Genomic DNA, 19,624 nt, shown 5'->3' on the forward strand with positions numbered 1-19,624 from the left:
GCTTACGCTGAATTTTCCCCCACCACGGGCGGTCTATCCCAGCAACGGAATTCTCAACCCACGCCGAAACCGGAACGGATCACCATGCTCATGCCTTTTTATATTCCAGGCAGGCGGCGCTTGCGGGTCGTGGTCGCGGGCGGCGGCTATGCGGGCTTGGCAGCTTTATCGGCCCTCAGGACACAGCGCCCGGACGCCGATCTCGTCCTGATCGACCCCCGCCCCCACCATCTCAAAATCACCCATCTCCATGAAAGCTTCCGCCGACCGCTGGCCGAGTTCCAGGTGCCGTTCGCCGCCTTGGGCCAACGCTTCGGCTTCCGCCATGTCCAGGCCGCGCTGCCTATCGACGAACTGGCCTTGTTGCAATGGAATACCGATCGTGCCTTGACGGTCGCGGGCCGGGCGCTGGACTTCGATTATCTCTTGATCGCCACTGGCGGCAGTTACCCCAAGCTGGAAAAAAGCCCGGAAACCCTGGACCTGGACGATTTCAGCGCCGAAACCGGCTCCGGCTTGATCGACCTCTACCGCGACGCCATCGAAACCCGGAGCGGCTATCTGACCGTGGTGGGCGCGGGCGCGACCGGCATCCAATTCCTGTTCGAGATCGCCCATTACCTCCAGCGGCAGCGCAGCGCCTGCCGTTTGCGGCTGGTGGACGCCAACCCCGCCCCGCTCGGCCAATTCCGGCCCGAGTTGGGCCGTTACGTGCAGGCCCGCCTGGCTGATCTCGGCATCGATTACCACCCCGGCCAATTCTTCCAGGGGCAGGCCGACGGCGTCCTCAAACTCCGCGCCAGCGTTTCCGGCGAACCGCTGGCATTGGCTTCAGACCTGACGCTGTTGTTCCTGGGCAATCACCCGGTCCAGCGCTGGGAGGCCAATCGGTTCGGCCAGATCGTGAGCGGCGGCGCGGTGTTGGAACGCCTCTATACCGCCGGGGATTGCTCGCGTTACCGCCCGCCGGGTTCCAACGCCTTGAGCGCCCAGACCGCCCTCCGCAAAGGCCGGCTGGCGGCCCGCAACCTCCTGCGCCACGCCAGCCCGGTGCGGCTGCTGGAACCTTATTTGCATCGCGATTTGGGCTATGTCGTCAGCCTGGGACCGGAAGACGCGGTGGGCTGGATCGGCCTCGAACCCAATGTGGTGGGTGGCGCGCCCGCCACGGTGGCGAAGGACATCGTCGAGGCCCAATATGATTTGCTGCTGGCGGGGGTCGATACCTATGTGCCTTGAGCGGACCCGGCGGAGGCATTGCGGGTGGGCGGGTCAAAAGATTTCGGTAGGCATCAGTCCAAAGGAGAAAGCGATGTTGTTTGGCGCGAAACAGCCGGTGGTGGCGAAAGCCAGCACGGTCATCAAAAAGCCCGTGGTGGATGTGTTCCATTTCATCGGCGAGGATTTTTTCAGCAACTACCCCAAGTGGTCGCCCGAGGTGGTCGAATTGAAGCCGCTGTCCACCGGCCCGGTGCAGGTCGGCTCCATGGCCTGGCAGGTCCGGGTGGACCGCGGCCACCGCACCGAATCCACCTTCGCCGTGACCGATCTCCAACCCAACCGGCGCATCGCCTTCAGCGGCGTGTCCAACGCCTTCCACTGCGCCTACGAATTGCGGCAGGCCGGCCCGGACGCGGCTACCCAGGTCGCGTTCACCTTCGAGTTGCCGGAACTGGAACTCTATATGCGGCCCTTCGAGCAATTGATCCGGCTCGCCGTGCAGGAAGGGGCCGAACGCACCGTCCAGAATCTCAAGGGCTTGCTCGAAAACCCAACCCGGTCCATGGGCGGTTGAGTCCCGGTGGGATTCAAGCTAGAGTCCGCGCCACCCGTGGCGGCCCGCCACGGCGGATTTCCTTCCAGAGCAATAGCAGGTTAGCCGGTATGGCGAACGTCTCCACCAGCGTGTGCGTGAATTACACGGCCACGGAAATGTACGAGTTGGTCAACGATGTCGAGTCCTATCCCAGCTACGTCCCCATGTGTTCGGCGGTGAAGCTGATTTCCAAGACACCGACCCGCCTCAAGGCCACACTGGTCCTTTCCAAGGGCAAGATCAAACTGTCCTTCACCACCGAGAACAGCATGGAGGAAGGCCGGGGTATTCACATGAAGTTGGTCGAAGGGCCGTTCAAGCAACTGCGCGGGGTCTGGCGGTTCGAGCCTTTGACTGCGGGCGGTTGCGAGACCACGTTCCGGCTCGATTACGAATTCGCCAATGCCTTGTTGGGCATGGCCTTCGGCGGTTTCCTCAAGGAAGTCGCCGGGTCCATGGTCCAGGCCTTCTGCGACCAAGCCGCCCGCAAATATGGCGAGCGGCCCCAAATCCCGGCCCAGCGCCGTTAATCCCTTAGGAGCTAGTTATGTTGTTCATCGCCATGAATCGTTTCAGGATCGCGCCCGGCAAGGCGGAGGAGTTCATCGAGATTTGGCGGCAACGCGAGTCTTACCTCGACGGCGTGCCGGGATTCAAGGAATTCCATTTGCTGCAAGGACCGGCCACCGAGGAATACAGTTTGTTCGCCTCGCATTCGGTCTGGGAATCGCGGGAGGCGTTCGAGGCTTGGACCCGTTCCGAGGCGTTCCGCAAGGCGCATGCCGGGGCGGGCGCGGCCAAGGGCATCTATTTGGGACCACCGCAGTTGGAGTTGTTCGACGCGGTGATTTGAAGTTTTCGCCGCTCGACAGCCCTTCACGCCCCGAGCCTGAGTCCAAAGCTGGCTTTGGACGCTTGTGGACCAAGACCAAAGCCAGCTTTAAAATTTCCAGCGTCCGCCCCCGGACCCCGGATACAAGCCGCCGTGCCGCCCCCAAGTCCCGCCCGGCTTGCCCACACACGAAACTCCGCGCAACCTCCCATCCACCCTTTGTGCAGGAGCTTTATCCATGAGTCAAAACCTCTTACCCCTGGATGACACCGACCAGGGGAGCTTGCCGCCTTCCCTGATGGACTCGACATCCCATATACGGGACTACGTGTTCCCCAATCCGCTTGGGAACAAGCCTTTCCCCATCCCGGTATAAACTTCCCGGTAGGGCCACTCCGGCCCACCGCGCCTTTCCTCCCCCAAACCCAGGAGCCCCCCATGCAAGCCCTACCCACCCTGGCTTTCGGCGAACAACCCATCGACCCCGACACCCTCATCCATTTCCCCGAAGGTATCATCGGCTTCGAGGATTGCACGAGCTTCAAGCTATTCCATGAAGAAGGCGGCGAGGAACTCGTATATTGGTTGCAATCGGCGGACCGCCCCGACCTCAGCCTGTCGGTGGCCGATCCCGTCCGTTTCGGCATCCATTACGACTTCGCCTTGGACGACCGCGAAGCCGCCTTGATCGGCCTGGAACAGCCCGAGGACGCCCAGATTTTGCTCGTCCTCTACAAAAAAGCCGACCAGCCCGGCATCCACGGCGCTATCGGCGCACCCTTGGTGGTGAATGTCAAAAACCGCCAGGCTTTACAGAAAGTGCTGGACAATATCGAATCCGGCGCCCTGTTGAACGCCCTGGTCCACGCTCAAACCCATTAAGCCCATGCGATAATGGCGGGCATCGGCGGGGCGGTCCCGCCGATGCTGTTCCCTCCCGGATTTTCCCACCATGCGCTTCCTCATCCCCCTCGCCGTCTTCTTCGTGATGGTGATCTTCCTCGCCATCGGCCTGACCCTCGACCCCAGGGAAGTGCCTTCGCCCTTCATCGGCAAGCCCGCCCCGGCCTTCACCCTGCCCCAGGTCGCCGACGCCCAGAAAACCCTGGCCCCCGCCGATTTCAAGGGACAGGTGGCCTTGGTCAATGTCTGGGCCTCCTGGTGCGTCTCCTGCCGCCAAGAGCATCCGGTGCTGGTGGAACTGGCCAACCGCCATGTGGTGCCGATCTATGGGCTCAACTACAAGGACCAGCGCGAGGACGCCCTGGGCTGGCTGGACCACTACGGCAACCCCTACACCGCCAGCGCCTTCGACGCCGATGGCAAGACCGGCATCGACTGGGGCGTGTACGGCGTGCCGGAAACCTTCGTCGTCGATAAGGCCGGGATCATCCGCCACAAATTCACCGGACCCATCACCCCGGAAATCCTGGAAAATACCCTGCTTCCCCTGATCCGCCGGTTGCAAAGTTCCCCCTCATGACCTGTTCGACCCGGTCGTCCCCTGTTCGCCAACTGCAAGGCTCCCCATGATCCGCTTCATCCTGTTGTTCCTCGCGGGCCTTTTCGCCGGCTCCGCCCTGGCGGTCGAAGTCCGCCAATTCGACGACCCCGCCAAACAGCGCCGTTATGAGAACCTGATCGAGGAACTGCGCTGCCTGGTGTGCCAAAACCAATCGCTGGCCGATTCCGACGCCGATCTCGCCAAGGATTTGCGCGACGAGGTCTACGGCATCATCCAAAGCGGCAAGAGCGAAGAAGAAGCGGTGCGCTTCCTCACCGACCGCTACGGCGATTTCGTGCTATACCGTCCGCCGGTCAAGCCCATCACCTTGTTGCTCTGGACCGGGCCGGTGTTGATCCTGCTGGCGGTGGCGCTGTTCCTGTGGAAACACAACCGCCAGCGCCCCCCCTTGGCCCGGTTGGAACTGACCGACGAAGAGCGCCAGCGCCTGGAGCGGCTCAAGAAGAACCTCGAAGGCTGATTTCCACCCCGCCGACCCGGCGCGGCATGATAGGAACCACAGGCATGATTGAATTTTGGATCGCGGCGGCCTTGCTGCTGCTGCTGGGCTATACGTTTTTCCTGCCCGCCCTGACCGGCAAGACCGGCGGCGGCGGGGCCGACCGGGCCAAGCTCAACCTGTTATTGCATCGGCACCGGCAACAGGAATTGGCGCGGGAAACCGCCGACGCCGAGGATTGGCGCAAGCTGGATGCCGAATCGGAACGCAGCCTGTTGGACGATTTGGAAATGGCGGGACACCCCCACGCCCCGGCGGAAGCCCAAGGCGGGCGCCTCGCGTTGGCGGTGACGCTGATCGCCTTGCCTTTGGTCGGCTTGCTGGCGTATTTCTCGCTGGGACGGCCCGATTTGCTGGGACTGGCCCCGGCCCAGATGCAGGCCCAAGCCCAGCCCAATACCCCGCCCGGCCTGGAAGACAGCATCCAGCGCCTGGCCGAGCGGCTCAAGCAGAATCCCAACGACCTGGAAGGCTGGACCATGTTGGGCCGCTCGCTGTTGATCGTGAACCAGCCCGACAAGGCCGTCACGGCCTTCGAGTACGCCATGAAGCTGGCCCCCGACAACCTCGACCTCAAAGCCTATTACGCCGAAGCCCTGGCCGGGGCCAGCCAAGGCGTGCTGGAAGGCAAGCCGACCGAGTTGGTCGAGGCGGTACTGAAGCAAGACCCCCAGCACAAGGGCGCGTTATGGATGGCGGGCATCGCCGCCGCCCAGCGCAAAGACATCCCCAAAGCCGTGGACTACTGGACCCGGCTCAAGGCCCAATTCCCGCCGCAAAGCGAGGAAGCCCGCCAAATCGACCGCTATCTGGCCGAGGTCCAGGGCTTGCCCACCCCCGCCGCAACCGCTCCGCCCACCCAGACCCCAGCGCCCGGCAAGCGCATCCATGTCCAGGTCAAGCTGGCCGAAGGTTTCAAGGAGCGGGCCGCGCCGGACGATGCCTTGTTCGTGTTCGCCCGCGCCGCCCAAGGCCCGCCCATGCCGCTGGCCGTGGTCAAAAAGCGGGCCGGGGATTTGCCGCTGGAGGTGGTGCTGGACGATTCCATGGCCATGATGCAGGGTATGAATCTATCGTCGTTCGAGCAGGTGGTGATTGGGGCGCGGATTTCCAAAAGCGGCAAGCCCACGCCCAGCCCCGGCGATCTCCAGGGCCAGACCGCACCGCTCGCCCCGGAGAACGACGGCCACTACGCGGTGACGGTGGACCAGGTGGCGCCATAGCGTCTAACCGTGCTGGCAAGAAAGCCACAGGCCCGGTAGGCTTGCCTATCGTCGGCTTCCAAGTTCCGCTTGGAAACCGGCGATAATCTTCCACCCCATGAGCGCGGAACATGTTGTTGACCCCCGAACAAGTCCTGCAACTCGCCCCCGACGCCGCCTCGGCCAAAGCCGGACAAGGTTTGGCCATGCCCGCCAAATGGCCCACGCTGGGCCAATCCGGGAACGCCCTATGGGGCGAATGCCAGGGCAGCGGTTCCAAACCCTATCAAGTGCAAATCGACCTGGGCGGCGGGCCCGTCTTCCGCTGCACCTGCCCCAGCCGCAAATTCCCCTGCAAGCACGGCTTGGCCTTGCTGCTACTGCAAGCCCGCAAACCCGACGCCATCGCCACCGCCGAGCCACCGGCCTGGGTGGCGGAATGGCTGGCTTCCCGCCAACAACGGGCAGCGCGGCAAGAAGAGAAAAAAGCCCAGGCAACGGAACCCGCCACCACCCCAGCCGCCGATCCGGCCACCACCGCCAAACGCGAAACCAAGCGCCTGGAACGCATGGCGGCGGGGGCTGCGGAATTGCGGCGCTGGCTGGAAGATCAAGTCCGGCAAGGCATCGGCAATCTGGCCGATCCCAAGACCGATTGGCGGGCCTTGGCGGCGCGGATGGTCGATGCCCAAGCCCCCGGCCTCGCCTTCCGGGTGCGGAAGCTCGGCGAAATCGCCGGGACTGGCGGCGATTGGCCCACACGGCTCCTGGCCGCGATGGGTCGGCTCGCCCTGTTGTTGGATGCTTTCGACCGCTTCGCCGACTTGCCGCCCCCGGTCCAGGCCGATGTCCGCGCCGCGCTGGGCTGGCCCTTGGACAAGGATGAAGTGCTGGCCCAGGGCGAGCGCTGTACCGACCTGTGGGATGTGCTGGGTTGCCAGATCGAGGAAAACGAACGGCTGTGGGAGCGGCGGGTCTGGTTGCGCGGGCGGGAAACGGGACGCCGCGCCTTGCTGTTGGATTTCGCCCATGGCAATCCGGTGTTCGCCCAGCCTTTCCTAGTCGGCTCGGCCTTGCGCCTGACCCTGGCCTATTATCCCGGTTCCCGGCCCAGCCGCGCTTTGATCGTTGCGGGACCGGAAGCCGAAGGCTCCGCCCGCGTCCCGGCACAAACCCTCGAAGACGAATGGACCACGTTGGCGGAAGGCATCGCCGCCAATCCCTGGCAAAGCCCTTGGCCATTGGCGGTACCCGCCGCCGTGCCGGGGTTCGATGACAACGGATGGGCTTTATATACGGCAGAGGGCGGACGCCTACCCGTAGCCTTGGCGGATGACGAGGGTTGGCGCTGGCTGGCCTTGTCCGGGGGGATGCCCATGGGGGTATTCGGCGAATGGGACGGCGAAAAACTGCTGCCCCTGAGCGCCTGGGCACCGGACTTGGTTTGGAGTGGAGGACAGCGCTGATGTCTGGCTTGGAAACCTTGGCGGCGCAAGCCGTGGTCGGCGTGGCGCGGCAAGCGCCGGTCTGGCCCGACACCGGGGGCGCGGTGGGCGCGACCCTACATGAATTAATCCAACAACGGACCGACCCGGCCTCGGCCTTGCTCGGTGTCGCCGGGGTGCTGGCGGTGTGCGGTGCCGCCGGTTATTGTCCGCCCACGCACGGACGGAACAGTGCGCCACCCTGCCCACCCGAAACCCTACCCGCCGCCCAAGACCCGCCGCTCGCCGCCGCCTTGGCCGCGATCCTGGCCGACGGTCCTGAACGCTTGCAGGCCGAGGCCCTGCGCCGCTTGGCCGGGGCCGGTGCGCGCTGGCCGGAGCGCCTATTGCCAGAGGTGTTGGAACTCGGTCGCCGCAACCGCGCCTTGCGTCCCTGTTTGCAGGCCACGCTCGGCCAGCGCGGCCCATGGTTGGCGGGACTGAACCCCGCTTGGGCCTATGCCGTCGGTCCCGTCGGCCCGGATAGGGATATCGCCCTCTGGGAAACCGGCACCCTGGAGCAACGCGCCGCCTATCTCCGCCACTGCCGATCCGACGATCCGGGCCGGGGCCGCGAACTCTATCTCCAAGCCTTGCCGGAATTGGGGGCCAAGGAACGCGCCGCCCTGCTCATGGAACTGGCGGTAGGACTCGGCCCGGACGACGAAGCCACCTTGGAAACCACCTTGAAGGACCGCGCCAAGGAAGTCCGCATCGCCGCCGCCGCCTTGCTGGTGCGGCTACCCGACAGCGCCTACGCCCGGCGCATGGCGGCGCGGCTGGATGCCTGCCTAGGCCAGACCCGGAAGCTACTGCGGACGGTGTGGACGGTGGAACCCCCGGAAACCTCCGGCCTCGACTGGAAAGCCGACGCCCTGGAAGAATCCCCGCCCAAAGGCGAAGCCCTGGGCCAACGGGCGTGGTGGCTGTACCAATTGACCCGGAATACCCCGCTGGCCTGGTGGGAAACCCGCCTGGAACTCACGGCGGCGGACATATTGGAATGGGGACTCAAAAGCGAATGGCGCAACGCCCTCTGGCGCGGCTGGCTGGACGCGGCGGAAACCAGCGCCGCCGCGCTCTGGCTGGAAGCCTTCCTCGCCCGTAAACCGCCCAAGGGTGTCCACTACGATTACCGCCGCTTCCTGCGCCACCTGCCGCCGCACGCCTGCGAACACCTCTGGCTCGACCTCATGGCCCGCGAGAACGCAGGAGCCGGCCTGGCCTTGGCCTGCGAATCCCTGCCGCTGGATAGCGGGGCGGTGTCCGCCGAATTCGCCCAGGCCGCGCTGGGGCAGGTGGCGGATTATCTGGCGCGGCGCGAAGCCACCTGGGATTACCGGCTGCGCGAAACCCTGCCGCAATTCGCCTGCCTGATCCCGCCCGAATTATTCGAGACCATCGAAGCCACCCGGCCCCTGGACTGTAAGGATGTCCATCCCTCCCTGACCGAAACCGTGGCGCGGTTCCATGCCGTTTTGGAACGCCGCGCCCTGCTGCATCAACATCCCTTATTAGCGAGTGCCGATCCATGAGCGAAATCCTGCGCCAGCACGCCGAACACCAATACGCCGAGGAACTGGACCAACTGCGCCGCGTCGATACCCGCCAGCGCCCGCCCAACTGGGAACTCTCGCCCTGGGCGGTCTCGACCTATCTGCTGGGCGGCAAGCTCGACAACGGCTTCGAGATCGCGCCCAAATACATCGGCCAGCGCCGCATCATCGAAATCGCGGTCTCGACCCTCGCCACCGACCGCGCCCTGCTGTTGTTCGGGGTGCCGGGCACGGCCAAATCCTGGGTGTCGGAGCATCTCGCCGCCGCCATCGCCGGCAATTCCACCCTGTTGATCCAGGGCACGGCGGGCACCAGCGAAGAACAAATGCGCTACGGCTGGAACTACGCCCGCCTGCTGGCCGAAGGGCCGTCGCCGCAAGCCCTGGTGCAAAGCCCCTTGATGCGGGCCATGGAAACCGGGCGCATCGCCCGCATCGAGGAATTGACCCGCATCCCCGCCGATGTGCAGGACACCCTCATCACCATGCTGTCCGAGAAAACCCTGCCCATCCCCGAACTCGGGAGCGAAGTACAGGCGGTGCGCGGCTTCAACGTCATCGCCACCGCCAACAACCGCGACAAGGGCGTGAACGAACTGTCCAGTGCCTTGAAGCGCCGTTTCAATACGGTGATCCTGCCGACCCCGGCCAGCGAGGACGAGGAAGTCGCCATCGTCACCAAGCGGGTGGCGGAACTGGGCCGCGCCCTGGAACTGCCCACCGAACCGCCCGCGCTCAAGGAAGTGCGCCGCGTGGTGCAAATCTTCCGCGAACTCAGGAACGGCCAGACCGAGGACGGCAAAACCAAGCTGAAATCCCCCAGCGCCACCCTCAGCACGGCGGAGGCGATTTCGGTCATCAACAGCGGCATGGCCTTGGCCGGGCATTTCGGCGACGGCGTGCTGCGGGCGGCGGACGTGGCGGCGGGGCTCACCGGGGCCATCATCAAAGACCCGGTGCAGGACGCCTTGGTGTGGAAGGAATACCTGGAAACCGTGGTGAAGGAACGGTCGGAATGGAAGGATTTGTACCGGGCTTGCCGGGAAGTCGAGGGTTAGCCTTACGACATCGAAAACACCCTGGCCGAACGCGGCGGCACCACCGATAATCCCGGCCTTTGCCCCCAGCGAGGCTGTCCCAATGAAAATCCTCTACCTGCACGGCTGGCAATCGGTGCCCGGCGGCGTCAAGCCCAGCCATCTCCAAGCGCTGGGCCACGAACTCATCGAACCGGCCCTGCCCCACGACGATTTCGACCTTGCCCTGCGTATCGCCCAAACCGCGCTGGAACAACACCGGCCCGCGCTGATCGTGGGTTCCAGCCGGGGCGGGGCGCTGGCGATGAACCTCCGGGCCGGGGAAATTCCCCTGGTCCTGCTGTGCCCGGCCTGGAAACGCTGGGGCACGGCCCACACCGTGAAACCCGGCACGCTGATCCTGCACGCCTTGGCCGACGAGGTCATCCCCTACGCCGACACCCTAGAATTGCTCGCGAATAGCGGCCTCGTCCCGGAAACCGCCCTCGTCACTGTGGGTTATGAACACCGGCTGGCCGATGCGGCGGCGCTCGCGGCCTTGGCGGCGGCGGTGGATCGTTAGGGTGGAAACCGCATCTACCACCCCGTCCCGCCCGCACCTCACCGCCGCCTACCTCAGCGTCATCCTGCTCTGGTCCACCACGCCGCTCGCCATCAAATGGAGCGGGCAAGGGCCGGGCTATCTGTTCGGCGTCACGGCCCGGATGGGCATCGGTTTCCTGTGTGTGCTGCTGGCGGCGCTGGTCCTGCGCCACCGCCTGCCCGCGCACCGCAAGGCGCTGTGGGCCTATGCCGCCGGGGCCACGCAAATCTACGGCGCGATGCTGGCGACCTATTGGTCTTCGCAGTTCATCCCCTCGGGCTGGATTTCGGTGGTGTTCGGGCTGACGCCCTTGCTGACCGCGTTGATGGCAGCGCTGTGGCTGAAAGACCATGGCTTGACGCCGGGGCAATTGCTAGCCTACGGCCTGGGGCTCGGGGGCTTGGCGGTGATGTTCGATTCGGCGCTGGCTTTCGGGCCGGAGGCGGAACTGGGGATCGGCGGGGTGTTGCTGGCATCCTTCCTGCAAGCGCTGTGTTCGGTGTGGCTCAAGCGCATCGACGCGCGGATTCCCACCCTGTCCTTGCTGGGCGGCAGCCTCGCGCTGGCCGTACCCGCCTATCTCCTGACCTGGGCTTTGGCCGATGGCCGCTGGCCGGAGGCCCTGCCCTGGCCCAGTCTGCTCGCCATCTTGTACCTGGGCACGGTGGCGACGACGATCGGTTTCGCCCTGTACTTCTACATCCTCAAGCATCTGCCCGCCACCCGCGTGGCCTTGATTACCCTGATGACGCCGGTCCTGTCGCTGTGGGTGGGCCATGCCATCGATGGCGAGCCGGTGGGCTGGAGGGTGATGCAGGGCACGGGATTGATCCTCTGCGCCCTGCTCTTGCACGAAGCCACGGGCCGGGGCCGCAAAGCCCCGTCGCCCGCGTCCGCCCGTATCCAGCGGCGCAAATGGCCTAAAAAGCGTGGCCGAAATTCTCGTGGTAGCGCTCCTTGAAGCCCGCCAGGGTGAAGGAGTGGTTCTGGGTGCCGTAGGTTTCCACCTTGATGGCTCCCATCAGCGAGGCGATGCGGCCCGTGGTCGGCCAATCCAAGCCTTGCAACAGCCCGTAGATCAAGCCGGCCCGGTAGGCGTCGCCGCAGCCGGTGGGATCGAAGGCGGCGTTGGGCTTGGCCGAGGGGATTTCCAGGCATTCCCCGCCGGTGTAGATCAAAGAGCCGCTCGCCCCCTTGGTGATGATGAGTGCCTCGACCTTCCGGGCCAGTTCTTCCGGGGACAGGCCAGTGCGCTCGCGCATGAGTTGGGCCTCGTAATCGTTGAGCGCGACCCAAGTCGCCAATTCCACGAAATCCAATAGCTCCTGGCCATCAAACATCGGCATGCCCTGGCCCGGATCGAAAATGAAGGGAATCCCGGCCTCGTCGAATTGCCGGGCGTGCTGGATCATGCCGTTGCGGCCATCCGGCGATACGATCCCCAAGCGGATGCCCCGGTCGGTGGGCACCGAATTGAGGTGGGCATGGTTCATCGCGCCGGGATGGAAGGCGGTGATCTGGTTGTCGTCCAGGTCGGTGGTGATATAGGCCTGGGCGGTGTAGTTGTCGCCCAGCACCTTGATGAAATCCTGGCCGATGCCGCAGTAGGCCAGCCATTGCGCATACGGGGTGAAATCCTTGCCCACGGTCGCCATGATCAGCGGCTCGGCCCCCAACAGTTTGAGGTTATAGGCGATATTGCCCGCGCAACCGCCGTACTCGCGCCGTAATTCCGGCACCAGGAAGGACACGTTGAGGATATGCACCTGCTCCGGCAGGATGTGGTGCTTGAATTTGTCCTGGAACACCATGATGGTGTCGTAGGCCATGGAACCGCAGATTAATGCCGTCATTGTGGTTTTTTCCTTGGGTTGAAATGGAAACGGTCGCGCCCTGGGGCGGATGCGGGGACTATGCCCTAGCGCATCAAAACCAGCAACCACACCAGCGCCGCCAGCGCCAACGCCAGGAACACCGCCGCGGAACCGATGTCCTTGGCCCGGCCCGACAAGGTATGGCGCTCGTAGCCGATGCGGTCCACGGTGGCTTCCAGGGCGGAATTCAGCAATTCCACCACCAGCACGTTCAGCAGCACGCCGGCCAGGAGGGCGCGTTCTATTCCGGTCTGGCCCAACCATAGCCCCAAAGGCACGCCCACCAAGCACAAGAGGCATTCCTGGCGGAACGCCTCCTCGTGATCCCAAGCCGCGCGGAAGCCCGCCAGCGAATTGAAGAAAGCCGCGTAAATCCGGCGGATGCCGGAGAAGGATTGTCCTGCCATGGTGGTTTTTGCCGGTGGTGGGGAGGGAAGGCGAAAGGGCCGGAAAGCTCGGCCCGCTGGGCGGCATTTTCCACCATTCAGCGGCGGGCCACTATCGCGCCGGGCCGGGGCGATAGGCCAAATCGGGATGGCGGGCCGCGTTCACTTCGTCCAACCGCCGCACCGGCAGGGTATAAGGTGCGCCCTTGAGGATTTCCGGGGTGGTTTCGGCTTCCTTGAGGATCGCAGCCAGGGCGGCGGCGAAGGCGTCGAGGGTTTCCCGGCTCTCGGTCTCGGTGGGTTCGATCAACAGGCACTCCGGGATCAGCAGCGGGAAATACACCGTCGGCGCATGGAAACCATAATCCAGCAGGCGCTTGGCGACATCGTAGGCCGAGACCTGGCGCGCCTTCGCCAGCGTTTTGAGGGTCAGGATGAATTCGTGGACGGCGCGGCGACCGGGGAAAGCCGGCTCGAACCCGGCTTCGACCAGCTTTTTCATCAGGTAATTGGCGTTCAGCGTGGCGATTTCCGCCACCCGCCGCATCCCGGCCCCGCCCAGCATCCGGGCGTAGATATAGGCCCGTAGCAACACGCCGATATTGCCCGCGAACGCCAGCAAGCGCCCAATGCTCTGGGGCCGGTCGGCCTCATCCAACAGGCGGTAGCGTCCATCCTGCCGCGCCACCACCGGCAAGGGCAGGAAGGGCCGCAGCCGTTCCCCTACGCCGACCGGCCCGGCACCGGGACCGCCGCCGCCATGGGGCGTGGCGAAGGTCTTGTGCAGGTTGAGGTGGATGACATCGAAACCCATATCGCCGGGCCGGACCTTGCCCAGGATGGCGTTCAGATTGGCCCCGTCGTAATAGAGCAAGCCGCCCGCGTCATGGACGATAGCGGCGATCAGCCCGATATTGCGCTCGAACACGCCCAGGGTCGAGGGATTGGTGAGCATGATGCCCGCCGTGCGCGGACCCACCGCCACCCGCAGCGCGTCCAGGTCCACATGGCCCGCGCCGTCGGTGGGAATTTCCCTGAGCTTGAACCCCCCCATCGCCGCCGAGGCCGGATTGGTGCCATGGGCCGCATCCGGCACCAGCATCTCATCCCGGCTAAAATCGCCGCGCTGGCGGTGATAGGCCCGGATCATCGCCACCCCGGCGAATTCGCCCTGCGCCCCCGCCGCCGGGGCCAGCGCCACCGCCGCCATGCCGGTCGCGGCGGCGAGAATATCCTGTAGCTCGTACAAACAGGCCAAGGTACCCTGCCCGGCCCATTCCAGCCCGTGCGGATGGACCTCCAGGAATTCCGGCAGGCTGGCGAGCGTGTGGCAAGCCTTGGGGTTGTATTTCATGGTGCAAGAACCCAGCGGATAAAACTGGGTGTCGATGGAGAAATTGCGCTGCGACAGCTTCGTGTAATGGCGCACGGCGTCGAGTTCGGAGACTTCCGGCAAGAACGGTGGACAGGTCCGCAGGAAGCTCGCGGGGATGGCGGGCGGGGTGGATGCCGTTGGGATGTGGGCCTGGGCGGTCCGGCCCTTCCGGGATAGATCGAAAATCAACATTGCCGCGCCTCCATGGGGTGGGCTTGGGCTGGTTCGCTTCGGGCCGTCGGCGAGCGGACGCCCCGGCCAATCCGGTCGATTACCGCTGTAGCGTGCTTTCCGGGTGGGATCGGCCCAGGGTTTAACATGGGGACATTGCGCGCCGCCTATCGCGATGCGTGGATTCCGCCGGATCGACGAACTATCTTCCGGCAAATCGGCACTATCCGCCAAGGGCCGAAATATTGCCGCGGACGCTGGCGGATTCCCGCGCTTGGACCGACTATATGGCGCGAATGATTCCACCGCCACGGACTTGGGCCATATCCCCGAACAGCAGAGGACCCCCATCCCATGACCGAATCCCATTACTTCGGCATCCGCCATCACGGTCCCGGCTGCGCCCGCAGCCTGGTCCGCGCCCTTGATGAGCTACGCCCCGATTGCCTCTTGATCGAAGGTCCGCCCGAGGGCGAAGACCTGCTCCGCTTCGTCGCCGACGCCGGGATGGAACCGCCGGTGGCTTTGCTGGTGCATTGCCCGGACGATCCCGGCTTGGCCACGTTCTATCCCTACGCCGAGTTTTCCCCGGAATGGCAAGCCCTGCGCTATGGGCTGGCCCAGGGGATTGCGGTGCGCTTCATCGACCTGCCTTGCGCCGTGGATTTCGCCCTGGACCGGCGCGAGGCCGGGTCCGAATCCCCGCCGCCCACGGCCTTGGAGGTGGACGGTGCCACGCCGGAGCTTGCCGTAGGGCCCGACCCGGAATCCTTCCTGGCCCAGCGCCACGACCCTTTGGACTGGCTGGGTCGCGCCGCCGGTTATGGCGACGGCGAATCCTGGTGGAACCATAGGGTCGAGGAACGCGGCGACGGCGAGGGTTTGTTCACCGCCATCCGCGAAGCCATGACGGCGCTGCGCGGCGAACTGCCCGAATCCGATCCCGCCTCATTACATGGACGCCGCGAACGCCTGCGCGAAGCCCAGATGCGTAAATGCCTGCGGCAGGCGCGGAAGGACGGTTTCGAGCGCATCGCCGTGGTCTGTGGTGCCTGGCACGTCCCGGCGCTCGAAAAGATGCCGCCGCTCAAGGACGACAACGCCCTGCTCAAAGCCCTGCCCAAGGTCAAGACCGCCGCCGCCTGGGTGCCGTGGAGCAACGGCCAGTTGAGCTATGCCAGCGGCTACGGGGCCGGGGTGGAATCCCCCGGCTGGTATGAACACCTGTGGCGCTATCCTGACCGCCACCGGGGCATGCTGGCCTGGTTCGCCAAGGCGGCGGGCCTGTTCCGGGCGGAAGATTTGGATTGTTCCTCGGCCCATCTGGTGGAGGCGGCGCGGCTGGCCGAAGCCTTGGCGGCCTTGCGCGACCGGCCCTCGCCCGGCTTGGACGAACTGGCCGAAGCCCTCCGCACCGTGGTCTGCCTGGGCGACGATACCCCGATGCGCTTGATCCAGCGGCGCTTGATCGTCGGCGAGCGCTTGGGCCGGGTGCCCGCCGACGCCCCGGCCCCGCCCTTGCAGCGCGATTTGGAACGCGAGCAAACCCGCTTGCGGCTCAAGCCCGAAGCCTTGCAAAAAACCCTGGACCTGGATTTGCGCCAGCCCAACGACTTGGCGCGGAGCCGCTTGCTGCATCGGCTCAACCTGTTAGGAATCGGCTGGGGTCGGCGACAAAACCAGGGCTACGGGGCCAAGGGTACTTTCCACGAGGTGTGGACCCTGCAATGGAAACCGGAACTGGCCCTGGATGTAGTCGCGGCGGGCCGTTTCGGCAATACCGTGATGGAGGCCGCCACCACCAAGGCCGTGACCCGCGCCAGGGATAATCCCCCGTTGGCGGAACTGGCGCTGTTGGTGGACGCGGTGCTGCTGGCCGATTTGCCCGCCGCCGTAGGCACCGTGGTCGCCGCCCTGGAAACCCAAGCCGCCATCGCCGCCGATGCCGCCCAATTGCTGGACGCCCTGCCGCCCTTGGCCAATATCGTGCGCTATGGCGATGTGCGCGGCACCGGGGCCGGTTTGGTGCGGCCCGTGCTGGACGGCATGGCCTTACGCGCCGCCATCGGCCTGTCCGGGGCGTGCGCCGCGCTGGACGACGAGGCGGCAGAAAACATGCAGGCGCGGATCGCCCAGGCCCATCCGGCGATCCGCCTCGCCGCCGGGGAGGAACCGCAGGAAGCTTGGCTCTCGGCCCTGGCCGGACTGGCGCGGCAGGACGGCGGGCATGGTTGGGTACGCGGACTGGCGGCGCGGCTGCGCTTCGACGAGCGGGCCGACCCCCCGGACACCACGGCGCGTTACCTGAGCCAAGCCCTCTCCATCGGCCCGGAACCCGCCGCCGCCGCCGCGTGGCTGGACGGTTTCCTCAACCAAAGCGCCCTGGTCCTGTTGCACGACGACACGCTGTGGCGCTTGGTGGATGCTTGGGTGGCGGAATTGGACGAAACCCAGTTCCAGCGCGTGCTGCCCTTGGTGCGGCGCACCTTCGCCGAGTTCAATCCCGCCGAGCGGCGGCAACTCGGCGAAAAGGCCGCGGGCGGCGCGCGCCGCGCCGCGCCGGTGGTGGCGGCCGAATGGGACGGGCGGCGGGCCGAATGGCCCCTGCCCTTGTTGCGAACTTTATTGGGACTTTCCGCATGAGCCAATACGACGATCCGCGTTTGCGCCGCTGGCGCTTGATACTCGGCGGCCCCGCCCAGGAAAGCTGTGGTGTCGGCCTCACCGGCGACGATGCCGCCATCGACCAAGCCCTCGCGGCGTTGTACGACCCCGACGGGCCGGGCGGCTTGCGCGGCGAGCGCCGCGGCGGCAGCGAATCCTCCGCGCCCAGGGTCGCCCGCTGGCTGGGCGATATCCGCAAATACTTCCCGGCCTCGGTGGTCCAGGTCATGCAGAAGGACGCCCTGGACCGCCTGAAACTGCGCGACATGCTGTTGCAGCCGGAAATGCTGGAAGCGGTACAGCCCGATGTGCATCTGGTCGCCAGCCTGATTTCGCTCAACCGGGTGATTCCGGCCAAAACCCGCGAGACGGCGCGGCTGGTGGTGCGCAAAGTGGTCGAAGCCCTGATGAAACGGCTGGAAGAACCCATGCGCAGCGCCGTCAGCGGAGCGCTCAACCGCGCCGAGCGCAACCGCCGCCCGCGGCTGGCCGAAATCGACTGGCACCGGACGATCCGCGCCAACCTGCGCCATTGGCAGGCGGAATACCGCACGGTCATCCCCGAAACCTTGATCGGCTATGGCCGCAAATCGCGCCGCACCCAGCGCGAGGTGATCCTGTGCATCGATCAGAGCGGCTCGATGGCGGCGTCGGTGGTGTATTCCAGCATCTTCGGCGCGGTGCTGGCGTCCTTGCCCGCCGTGCAGACCCGGCTGGTGGTGTTCGATACCGCCGTGGTGGATTTGAGCGACCAACTCGACGATCCGGTGGAATTGCTGTTCGGGGTGCAATTGGGTGGCGGCACCGATATCAACCGCGCCATCGGCTATTGCCAGGGCTTGGTGCGCGAGCCGCACAACACCATCCTAGTGTTGATCTCGGATTTGATCGAAGGCGGCGTGGCCCAGCAGTTGTTGCGGCGAGCGGCGGAATTAGTGGATTCGGGCGTGCAGTTCATCACGCTGTTGGCCTTGAGCGACGAAGGTGCGCCGGTCTACGACCATCGGCTCGCCGCCCAATTGGCCGCGCTGGGCGTGCCGTCCTTCGCCTGTACGCCGGACCTGTTCCCGGAACTGATGGCGGCGGCGATCCGGCGCGAGGATATTGGGCTATGGGCGGGGCGGCGGGGGATCGCGGCGGCGCGGGAGGCGCGGTAGGCAAATCGGCGGGAAACGGCCCCGGCACCGCAGGGCGCGGCACCGGGGTGGCGGGCGATAACCCAGGCTACCCCAAGGTTTCCAACCGGATCCGCTTCACACTGCCCCCAATCGTCGGCAAAGCTTCGATCCGCGCCACGGCTTCATTCAACTCGCGCTCGCGCACCTTGTGGATCAGCAGGATCACCGGCAACTGGCTTCCACCCTGGGGCGCTTCCTTCTGGATGATGGCCTCGATGCTGATGTTGTGATTCGCCAGGATGCGGGTCACATCGGCCAGCACGCCCGGCTTGTCCTCGGCGCTCAGGCGCAGGTAATACGCCGTCTCCACCGCCTCGATGGGCAGCACCGGAATATCGGCGATGGCCCCCGGCTGGAACGCCAGATGCGGCACCCGGTTGTCGGGGTCGGAAGTCAGGGTCCGCACCACATCGACGATATCGGCCACCACGGCGGACGCGGTCGGCTCGGCCCCGGCGCCCGCGCCGTAATACAGCGTCGGTCCCACCGCGTCGCCCTTCACCAACACCGCGTTCATCACCCCGTTGACATTGGCGATTAAACGGCGGGCCGGGATCAAAGTCGGATGCACCCGCAGTTCGATCCCCTCCGCCGTGCGGCGGGCGATCCCTAGCAACTTGATGCGATAGCCCAAAGCCTCCGCATAGGTCACGTCCAGCGCGGTGATGCCGCTGATGCCCTCGATATACACCTTGGCGAATTGCAGCGGAATGCCGAAGGCGATGGAGGCCAGGATGGTGAGCTTATGGGCGGCGTCCACGCCTTCCACGTCGAAGGTCGGATCGGCCTCGGCATAGCCCAGCGCCTGGGCTTCCTTCAGCACCTCGCCGAAATCACGGCCCTTCTCCCACATCTCGGTCAGGATGAAATTGCAGGTGCCGTTGATGATCCCGGCCAGCCATTCCACGGTGTTGCCGGACAAGCCTTCGCGCAGCGCCTTGATGATGGGGATGCCGCCCGCCACCGCCGCCTCGAACGCCACCATCACACCCTTCTCACGGGCCTTGGCGAAGACTTCGTTGCCGTGGAGGGCGATCAGCATCTTGTTGGCGGTGACGACGTGCTTGCCCGCGTCCAGGGCTTGCAGCACCAAATCCTGGGCGGGGTCGAGGCCGCCGATGAGTTCGACCACGATGTCGATCTCGGGGTCGTTGACGATTTCATAAGGATCGGCGGTGAGGCGGATGCCGGTGGTATCGCAGATGCGGGCCTTGTCCAACGAACGGGCCGAGGCGGCGACGATCTGGATGTCCCGGCCCGCCCGGCGGGTGATTTCGGAGGCGTTGCGTTTGAGGACGCGGACGGTGCCGCCGCCGACGGTGCCGAGGCCGAGCAGGCCGATTTTTACGGGTTTCAAGCTGGATTCTCCTGGCTTTGGGCTGAGGGTTTGGTTTTAGCGGGGGCGGGTCGTGCCCCCCCTGGATTCTGGGTCCATTCGGCGG

At 65.5% G+C, this 19,624-nt stretch carries 19 protein-coding genes; 15 read left to right on the forward strand and 4 right to left on the reverse strand.

The genetic code is table 11. The features are described 5' to 3' along the window. Nucleotides 1-84 precede the first annotated feature (84 nt). The 13 genes from B9N93_RS20670 to B9N93_RS20730 all read left to right on the forward strand — a co-directional run bounded on the left by B9N93_RS20670 (nucleotide 85) and on the right by B9N93_RS20730 (nucleotide 11,495). Nucleotides 85-1,239 carry an NAD(P)/FAD-dependent oxidoreductase gene (locus B9N93_RS20670; RefSeq protein WP_085216089.1) on the forward strand — a complete coding sequence of 385 codons (1,155 nt, stop codon included), beginning with the start codon at nucleotides 85-87 and terminating at the stop codon, nucleotides 1,237-1,239. A 73-nt stretch (nucleotides 1,240-1,312) separates the two neighbouring features. Beyond that, nucleotides 1,313-1,795 (forward strand): SRPBCC family protein, encoded by a 483-nt coding sequence (locus tag B9N93_RS20675; RefSeq protein WP_085216090.1) that lies wholly within the window; start codon nucleotides 1,313-1,315, stop codon nucleotides 1,793-1,795. An 89-nt stretch (nucleotides 1,796-1,884) separates the two neighbouring features. Then, nucleotides 1,885-2,346, forward strand: a complete 462-nt coding sequence (locus B9N93_RS20680; protein ID WP_085216091.1) for a type II toxin-antitoxin system RatA family toxin — start codon at nucleotides 1,885-1,887, stop codon at nucleotides 2,344-2,346. Nucleotides 2,347-2,363: 17 nt separating this feature from the next. Then, entirely contained in the window at nucleotides 2,364-2,669 is a 306-nt protein-coding gene (locus B9N93_RS20685; protein ID WP_217807328.1) for an antibiotic biosynthesis monooxygenase family protein, read from the forward strand. 417 nt (nucleotides 2,670-3,086) lie between these two features. After that, complete coding sequence (gene fliW / locus B9N93_RS20690; protein WP_085216092.1) at nucleotides 3,087-3,530, forward strand: flagellar assembly protein FliW; 444 nt, start codon at nucleotides 3,087-3,089, stop codon at nucleotides 3,528-3,530. A 70-nt stretch (nucleotides 3,531-3,600) separates the two neighbouring features. Next, nucleotides 3,601-4,131, forward strand: a complete 531-nt coding sequence (locus B9N93_RS20695; RefSeq protein ID WP_085216093.1) for a DsbE family thiol:disulfide interchange protein — start codon at nucleotides 3,601-3,603, stop codon at nucleotides 4,129-4,131. Nucleotides 4,132-4,177: 46 nt separating this feature from the next. Next, nucleotides 4,178-4,633 carry a cytochrome c-type biogenesis protein gene (locus B9N93_RS20700; RefSeq protein ID WP_176225357.1) on the forward strand — a complete coding sequence of 152 codons (456 nt, stop codon included), beginning with the start codon at nucleotides 4,178-4,180 and terminating at the stop codon, nucleotides 4,631-4,633. Between the two features lie 44 nt (nucleotides 4,634-4,677). Continuing rightward, nucleotides 4,678-5,895, forward strand: coding sequence for a c-type cytochrome biogenesis protein CcmI (gene ccmI / locus B9N93_RS20705; protein WP_085216094.1), 1,218 nt, complete (start codon nucleotides 4,678-4,680; stop codon nucleotides 5,893-5,895). Between the two features lie 110 nt (nucleotides 5,896-6,005). Beyond that, a complete protein-coding gene (locus B9N93_RS20710; protein ID WP_085216095.1) occupies nucleotides 6,006-7,340 on the forward strand; it encodes an SWIM zinc finger family protein in 1,335 nt (444 codons plus the stop codon). After that, nucleotides 7,340-8,893, forward strand: a complete 1,554-nt coding sequence (locus B9N93_RS20715) for a DUF5691 domain-containing protein (protein ID WP_085216096.1) — start codon at nucleotides 7,340-7,342, stop codon at nucleotides 8,891-8,893. Before B9N93_RS20710 ends, B9N93_RS20715 begins: the two co-directional genes overlap by 1 nt. Beyond that, complete coding sequence (locus B9N93_RS20720) at nucleotides 8,890-9,972, forward strand: ATP-binding protein (protein WP_085216097.1); 1,083 nt, start codon at nucleotides 8,890-8,892, stop codon at nucleotides 9,970-9,972. The genes B9N93_RS20715 and B9N93_RS20720 overlap by 4 nt, the downstream gene beginning before the upstream one ends. A gap of 82 nt (nucleotides 9,973-10,054) precedes the next feature. Beyond that, on the forward strand, nucleotides 10,055-10,513 hold the full coding sequence (locus B9N93_RS20725; RefSeq protein ID WP_085216098.1) for a YqiA/YcfP family alpha/beta fold hydrolase: 459 nt from the start codon (nucleotides 10,055-10,057) through the stop codon (nucleotides 10,511-10,513). A 1-nt stretch (nucleotide 10,514) separates the two neighbouring features. After that, entirely contained in the window at nucleotides 10,515-11,495 is a 981-nt protein-coding gene (locus B9N93_RS20730; protein ID WP_254899448.1) for a DMT family transporter, read from the forward strand. On the opposite strand, the gene B9N93_RS20735 is transcribed toward B9N93_RS20730, so the two are convergent. The 3 genes from B9N93_RS20735 to gcvPB all read right to left on the reverse strand — a co-directional run bounded on the left by B9N93_RS20735 (nucleotide 11,455) and on the right by gcvPB (nucleotide 14,361). Next, on the reverse strand, nucleotides 11,455-12,387 hold the full coding sequence (locus B9N93_RS20735; protein WP_085216099.1) for a carbohydrate kinase family protein: 933 nt from the start codon (nucleotides 12,385-12,387) through the stop codon (nucleotides 11,455-11,457). The genes B9N93_RS20730 and B9N93_RS20735 overlap by 41 nt on opposite strands. A 65-nt stretch (nucleotides 12,388-12,452) precedes the next feature. Continuing rightward, nucleotides 12,453-12,815: a diacylglycerol kinase gene (locus tag B9N93_RS20740; RefSeq protein ID WP_085216100.1), complete on the reverse strand. Its 363-nt coding sequence runs from the start codon at nucleotides 12,813-12,815 to the stop codon at nucleotides 12,453-12,455. A gap of 91 nt (nucleotides 12,816-12,906) precedes the next feature. Continuing rightward, the gene (gene gcvPB / locus B9N93_RS20745; protein WP_085216101.1) at nucleotides 12,907-14,361 is read right to left on the reverse strand and encodes an aminomethyl-transferring glycine dehydrogenase subunit GcvPB; all 1,455 of its coding nucleotides are present in this window, start codon (nucleotides 14,359-14,361) and stop codon (nucleotides 12,907-12,909) included. Between the two features lie 333 nt (nucleotides 14,362-14,694). On the opposite strand from gcvPB, the gene B9N93_RS20750 reads away from it, so the two are divergent. Continuing rightward, nucleotides 14,695-16,983, forward strand: a complete 2,289-nt coding sequence (locus B9N93_RS20750; RefSeq protein WP_085216102.1) for a DUF5682 family protein — start codon at nucleotides 14,695-14,697, stop codon at nucleotides 16,981-16,983. Then, complete coding sequence (locus B9N93_RS20755) at nucleotides 16,980-18,161, forward strand: VWA domain-containing protein (RefSeq protein ID WP_085216103.1); 1,182 nt, start codon at nucleotides 16,980-16,982, stop codon at nucleotides 18,159-18,161. Before B9N93_RS20750 ends, B9N93_RS20755 begins: the two co-directional genes overlap by 4 nt. A 67-nt stretch (nucleotides 18,162-18,228) precedes the next feature. Here the strand turns inward: B9N93_RS20755 and B9N93_RS20760 are convergent, their stop codons facing one another. Next, nucleotides 18,229-19,539 (reverse strand): homoserine dehydrogenase, encoded by a 1,311-nt coding sequence (locus tag B9N93_RS20760; protein WP_085216104.1) that lies wholly within the window; start codon nucleotides 19,537-19,539, stop codon nucleotides 18,229-18,231. Nucleotides 19,540-19,624 lie beyond the last annotated feature (85 nt).

The organism is Methylomagnum ishizawai, from assembly GCF_900155475.1.
GTDB classification, from domain to species: Bacteria; Pseudomonadota; Gammaproteobacteria; order Methylococcales; family Methylococcaceae; genus Methylomagnum; species Methylomagnum ishizawai_A.

What these genes read in the sequence shown, in the direction of transcription:
- B9N93_RS20670 (WP_085216089.1), top strand. Translation starts at nt 85, where the DNA reads ATGCTCATGCCTTTTTATATTCCAGGCAGGCGGCGCTTGCGGGTCGTG.
- B9N93_RS20675 (WP_085216090.1), top strand. Translation starts at nt 1,313, where the DNA reads ATGTTGTTTGGCGCGAAACAGCCGGTGGTGGCGAAAGCCAGCACGGTC.
- B9N93_RS20680 (WP_085216091.1), top strand. Translation starts at nt 1,885, where the DNA reads ATGGCGAACGTCTCCACCAGCGTGTGCGTGAATTACACGGCCACGGAA.
- B9N93_RS20685 (WP_217807328.1), top strand. Translation starts at nt 2,364, where the DNA reads ATGTTGTTCATCGCCATGAATCGTTTCAGGATCGCGCCCGGCAAGGCG.
- fliW (WP_085216092.1), top strand. Translation starts at nt 3,087, where the DNA reads ATGCAAGCCCTACCCACCCTGGCTTTCGGCGAACAACCCATCGACCCC.
- B9N93_RS20695 (WP_085216093.1), top strand. Translation starts at nt 3,601, where the DNA reads ATGCGCTTCCTCATCCCCCTCGCCGTCTTCTTCGTGATGGTGATCTTC.
- B9N93_RS20700 (WP_176225357.1), top strand. Translation starts at nt 4,178, where the DNA reads ATGATCCGCTTCATCCTGTTGTTCCTCGCGGGCCTTTTCGCCGGCTCC.
- ccmI (WP_085216094.1), top strand. Translation starts at nt 4,678, where the DNA reads ATGATTGAATTTTGGATCGCGGCGGCCTTGCTGCTGCTGCTGGGCTAT.
- B9N93_RS20710 (WP_085216095.1), top strand. Translation starts at nt 6,006, where the DNA reads ATGTTGTTGACCCCCGAACAAGTCCTGCAACTCGCCCCCGACGCCGCC.
- B9N93_RS20715 (WP_085216096.1), top strand. Translation starts at nt 7,340, where the DNA reads ATGTCTGGCTTGGAAACCTTGGCGGCGCAAGCCGTGGTCGGCGTGGCG.
- B9N93_RS20720 (WP_085216097.1), top strand. Translation starts at nt 8,890, where the DNA reads ATGAGCGAAATCCTGCGCCAGCACGCCGAACACCAATACGCCGAGGAA.
- B9N93_RS20725 (WP_085216098.1), top strand. Translation starts at nt 10,055, where the DNA reads ATGAAAATCCTCTACCTGCACGGCTGGCAATCGGTGCCCGGCGGCGTC.
- B9N93_RS20735 (WP_085216099.1), bottom strand. Translation starts at nt 12,387, where the DNA reads ATGACGGCATTAATCTGCGGTTCCATGGCCTACGACACCATCATGGTG.
- B9N93_RS20740 (WP_085216100.1), bottom strand. Translation starts at nt 12,815, where the DNA reads ATGGCAGGACAATCCTTCTCCGGCATCCGCCGGATTTACGCGGCTTTC.
- gcvPB (WP_085216101.1), bottom strand. Translation starts at nt 14,361, where the DNA reads ATGTTGATTTTCGATCTATCCCGGAAGGGCCGGACCGCCCAGGCCCAC.
- B9N93_RS20750 (WP_085216102.1), top strand. Translation starts at nt 14,695, where the DNA reads ATGACCGAATCCCATTACTTCGGCATCCGCCATCACGGTCCCGGCTGC.
- B9N93_RS20755 (WP_085216103.1), top strand. Translation starts at nt 16,980, where the DNA reads ATGAGCCAATACGACGATCCGCGTTTGCGCCGCTGGCGCTTGATACTC.